Annotated in this window: 5 protein-coding genes; 3 read left to right on the forward strand and 2 right to left on the reverse strand. The window is 55.3% G+C overall.

What is annotated here, in order from left to right; all coding sequences use genetic code 11:
• Positions 1-109: 109 nt before the first annotated feature.
• Entirely contained in the window at positions 110-376 is a 267-nt protein-coding gene (locus HHL27_RS22040; protein WP_169495508.1) for a hypothetical protein, read from the reverse strand.
• A gap of 129 nt (positions 377-505) precedes the next feature.
• On the opposite strand from HHL27_RS22040, the gene HHL27_RS22045 reads away from it, so the two are divergent.
• The 3 genes from HHL27_RS22045 (at position 506) to HHL27_RS22055 (ending at position 2,363) form a co-directional block, all read left to right on the forward strand.
• Positions 506-652, forward strand: coding sequence for a hypothetical protein (locus HHL27_RS22045; protein WP_206069796.1), 147 nt, complete (start codon positions 506-508; stop codon positions 650-652).
• 124 nt (positions 653-776) lie between these two features.
• On the forward strand, positions 777-1,190 hold the full coding sequence (locus HHL27_RS22050) for a hypothetical protein (protein ID WP_169495510.1): 414 nt from the start codon (positions 777-779) through the stop codon (positions 1,188-1,190).
• A 165-nt stretch (positions 1,191-1,355) separates the two neighbouring features.
• Complete coding sequence (locus HHL27_RS22055; protein ID WP_169495511.1) at positions 1,356-2,363, forward strand: hypothetical protein; 1,008 nt, start codon at positions 1,356-1,358, stop codon at positions 2,361-2,363.
• Between the two features lie 173 nt (positions 2,364-2,536).
• On the opposite strand, the gene HHL27_RS22060 is transcribed toward HHL27_RS22055, so the two are convergent.
• On the reverse strand, positions 2,537-3,919 hold the full coding sequence (locus HHL27_RS22060; RefSeq protein WP_169495512.1) for a tyrosine-type recombinase/integrase: 1,383 nt from the start codon (positions 3,917-3,919) through the stop codon (positions 2,537-2,539).
• Positions 3,920-4,215: the final 296 nt, after the last annotated feature.

Raw genomic sequence — 4,215 nt, forward strand, 5'->3', positions numbered from 1 at the left:
GTAGGAAAACAGTTCGCCCGATCGTTCGTCCGTCCCGCGCATCCATCGGCCTCGTTCATCGCGTCCTGCCTCGATGAATCATCTCATGGCCCGATAGCCAAGCCCTTTTTCAGCGGCCTGCTAGCGCCTTGGAAATGACCTGCGGCCGCATGTGTGAAATGGGGCAACGGTCGCCTGCCGGATAGCCAACAGTCTCGGCGTCTTCGAAAGCGCACGCGAGAACAGACAGCAGCGCGTGAGCTTCGGCCAGGCGGTCGACCACGCCGTCGACGTGGTCCACGGCCAAGCGCATGCCATTGACTTCGAACTTCAGGAGATCGGCGCGCACGCCGTTGCGGTCGGCGGAATCCGCCTGTAGATTTGGGGCAGCCATCACGTGTCTGAACCTCGCGTTGTTGGTTAGGGCCGGGCGGTAGGTGGTAGCTTCCGCCCGGCTCGATTTTGTGTTAACGCAAATCTTATGACCAAGTCAATTAGCGTTAACAAAAAATCAAGGGGCCGCCCGGTGACCACGGGAACGGGGCAAGTTGTCGGCGTTCGCCTCCAGCCCCACCAGCTTGGCAAGGTCGACGCCTGGGCCGAAGCTCAGCCCGACAAGCCAACCCGCCCCGAAGCAATCCGCCGACTGGTCGAGAAGGGCCTCCAGGATTGACCGCGAGACCATGTCGGCGGCACCAACGCAGCGAACGCCTAAGATTGGCAGGCCAAAGGCATCGTCTCCAGTCGATGAGCCGCTCGAACTGACAATACCGATGCGCGAACGTGGAGAAACGCTGATGCAGAGCCACCTGACGAAGCTGGCGCTTGAGGCGTTGCAGGCGTGGAAAGACGCGCAGCAAGCGACTGAGGACGCAATCGAACAGCTCATGCGAGCCGATATCGATGGCTGGCTTCATGAGTTGGGCGCACAAGGGGAAATTCGAGACAGCAAAAAGCGAGCGGACGCGGCCTGGGCGAAGGCGAATGCGCTTCGTGATGCCGCCTTTGCTGATTGCGTGCCTACATCAAACCCCGTTGATGATTGCGAAACAGGGGTTGGCGAGCGTCAAGGTTCTACCGCGATCGATGAGGCCGTGCAGGCTTTCATCACAAGGTACGCCCGCCATGATCCATCTTGTGCCAAGGGCAGGCACATGGGTAATCAGTGCAGCTGTGGGTTCGATGACGCTCTTGCGGCCTTTCAGCTTTGAGAAGATGGCGTATTGGCCGGCGTCCGCAGGCAGGATATAAAACGGGCTTATCGGCGCCTCGGTAGTAACCGGTGCAATCTGCGTTATCGATTTTCCATTTTCCGCCTAGTCGAGAAGTGGATGGCAGATTGGCGAGGCGTAATTGGATCTGAGGAGCCGCATAGCATGATGCCTATAGAGCCGCCTTTGTTGACGGCGCTTCAAGGGCGTAGGATTCAAATAATGCCGATTGTCAAAGAAGGCATTACATTCAGGGATATTTCTTACCCTTACGCGCATTTGCATAGAAGGATGAATTCTTTCTTACTGGAATGCATAAAGATAACTAAATCCGTAGAGGAAGATTTACTACATCGAGAGAGTGGCGAATCTTCCGGCATTAATACGGCCGCCGCTGGAGATTATCTTTTATTATGCGCTTATACTATGGCTGAGATGTGTGAGTTTTACACGAGAGATGTTGAGAAATTTCTCGGTACTGATGCACTTGTTAAATCAGGTAGATTGTTGCAGGCGCACAGGGATGCATACCGCCATGAAAGTCGCAAATTAACTTCAGAATGGAGTACTATTTGCAACAAATCTAAACATAATTACCTACGACTTATGCCTGTTGATATATTTTATTCTGACGGAAATAGAGCATCATGTTATACTCCAATCGTGAATGATGCGGGTTCGCTTTCTGTATTTAAAACACAAGATTTAGTTATAAGCGTTTATTCGCATGCGTGGGCTCTGCGGCGACTAGTTTCCAACATATTCTGCCTCGAACTCGCCGTTCATAAATTAATTGCAAATATCGAAGATGACCCTTCATTAGAAGAACTTGCCGGCCCGATCGTTGGGCTTCCGTACGGATCGGCACTCAGTGGTCTCGCCCAACTTTCACACATCTGCTCTCCAGAGGAGCTTGAATCGTCGATGCTCCAAGTCTTCGATAGTGGAGATCCGAGCTGGATCTCCATGGTCGACAATTCTGCAATGCCCGATGGGATCAAATGTACAAATATAAAATCAACTATTTACGTTGATATTTTATCAAATGAAAAAGTTATTAGCCTGCCGTTCTTAAACGGCGGCAATCCTTTAAGCGTCAAATTAAATAGCACTGAGGGGGTGGTCTTACGTGGCTTTCAGCGCTTGGTTATTTCTGATGAATTTAAATTATAGTTTATAATATTTTCGCTATGCAATTCACATCAGCCGACTAGTGTTCGGTACACGCCGGAGAAGAAACGCTAGCAGAATAGCGGGAATAACAAGCGGGGTGGGTCTGCGCGAAGTCTTTTATGATGGTTCAACAAGATCTCGGATGTCTCGGGCCAAACCAAGCCCTCTTGGGCCTATGCTGCGTCGCTCGCGCGCAGCGCCGTGACGTTCCCTCCCACGCCCGACAGCGAAGGTGCGGCGAACCGTCCCCACGCTTCCATCAGGGCGCGACGCATATCCCGTAGATCGCTGCGCAGGTAGGCTTGCTCAGTTGCCGTTCCGACTTTGTGGGCAAGGGCCATTTCAGCGACCATTGCGGGGATCGTTGGCATACGTTCGGCAGCCCAGTCGCGGAAGGCAGAGCGGAAGCCGTGCACGGTCTCCGATCGCCCAGCCGTGCGCACGGCCTTCGTGAGAGACATATCCGATAGTGCACCGCCCCTTGTTCCGGGAAACACAATACCGCCCCGGAGTGCCTTGTCCGGTTGCCACCGCTCCAGCAACGCAACGGCTGCATCGGACAGCGTGACGACGTGGCCAACCTTCATTTTCATGTCGTCGGCCGATCGGGTCCAGGTTCGCGCCTCAAGGTCGATCGCATCCCATTTGGCGTTGCGGACCTCGCCCGAGCGCGCTGCCGTGAGGATCGCGAACAACACGGCATAGCGGCTTGCTGTCGCGCTCTTCGCTAGCTCAGCACTTACGAAGGCCGGCACCTCAACGTATGGCATTGCAGCGTAGTTGCCGCCCCTGCCCTGCTTCGACAAACCGGAACGCAGCTCACGCGCATCTGGCAGGGAATCAGAACGCCACCCCCGCGCCTTTGCAAAAGCCAACACCTGCCCGATGCGAGTACGCACCTTCTGCGCAAGTTCCGGCTTTGAAGTCCAAATTGGCGCCAGAGTTGCGATCACGTCGGAGGCACCGATCGCGCTTACCTTCATCGACCCAAGCTGGGGAAACGCATGATCAGTGAGCGATGCAAGGAAAGCCTTTCCCGTCTTGTCGCTCCACCCCGCCTTCAGAGCACTATGGGCGTCCGCTGTCGCCTCTTTGAAGGTCGGAATTTTCACCCGCTCCCGATCGCGCTCCACGATTGGATCTAAGCCGGCCTTGGCGAGCTTGCGAAGCGCCGCAGCCTTCTCTCTCGCCTCGGCCAACGAAAGCGACTTGCGGAGCATCAGGGGCACCGTAGCCAGCCGATCGTCTCCTTTCGCAAAGGCATTCAGACCTGCGCCGTCATCAACTTTGCCAAGACCAATATCACGACGCTTTCCATCTACCTGAATGCGCAGCATCCAAGACCGTGCGCCGGTCGGTGCGCAAACGAGAAACAGGCCTTCGCCGTCCTGATAGACGGCCTTGGTTGCTGCGCCATTTGCGTCTTTGCCAGGCTTCGCAGCGCGGACCTTTATCGCTGTAAGCTTGCCCATCGAACCCCACAATCGTCCCCACATTCTGGACTGGCTGTCGGTGCTGGTCAATGCCTTTGAGTGGAAATTGCACATCAGTTCCATGCTGATTTTCCTCGCTTGTCCGGGTCCGCTAGCCACCAGTGGTTATAAGTTGGATTTCTGTAGGGCGCGCCAACCCCTGCCCGCGCAAGGCTGCAGCACCCGTCTCATCCGCACCCCGGCCCATGGCCAATTCCAACCCGCCCCTCACGGTGCGCAGCGAGCTTTCGCTGCGGTCGATACCTCACATTCGGAAAGACGCGTTTCTTATGGCGCGCAACTTGAAGCAATAGCGACAAGCAAAGCGCGTACTGCGCGAAAGATGGGGAAATCGGGTGAGCGCAAAGGCCTTTCTTGTC

The sequence above is a fragment of the Novosphingobium olei genome, from assembly GCF_012927405.1.
Lineage (GTDB): Bacteria > Pseudomonadota > Alphaproteobacteria > Sphingomonadales > Sphingomonadaceae > Novosphingobium > Novosphingobium olei.